The sequence below is a fragment of the Pseudoalteromonas sp. S2893 genome (assembly GCF_005887105.1).
GTDB lineage: Bacteria > Pseudomonadota > Gammaproteobacteria > Enterobacterales > Alteromonadaceae > Pseudoalteromonas > Pseudoalteromonas atlantica.
In genome coordinates this window covers 1-238 of the sequence record NZ_PNCY01000128.1, presented here as the reverse complement: position 1 = coordinate 238, position 238 = coordinate 1, and the positions used below count along the sequence as shown (strand labels likewise).

The following is a 238-nucleotide window of genomic DNA, read 5'->3' as shown; positions in this document are numbered from 1 at the left end:
GGAAGGTCGCTGTTATGAAGCTCGGGCAACATACTGTAATGCACACCTTCGCGTAGTGCACCGCCAGCTATTCCCATTTTTTCAATTTCAAGCGATTCAAATAGCGCAATTAAGATAGCAAGACCAGATACAAAACCTAATCTGCGCTCTTCGCTTAGACCAGGTAAGTCTAGTGCCGCGAGAGTGCTAACCGTTATTGATTGCTCTTTTATTTTAATTAGGTTTTGTCGGGTGAGTA

General features: G+C 43.7%; 1 protein-coding gene. It reads right to left on the bottom strand.

Annotated elements, in window-relative coordinates; all coding sequences use genetic code 11:
• The coding region (locus CWC04_RS19410) for a Ppx/GppA phosphatase family protein (RefSeq protein WP_502705344.1) at positions 1 to 238 on the bottom strand (238 nt) is incomplete at both ends.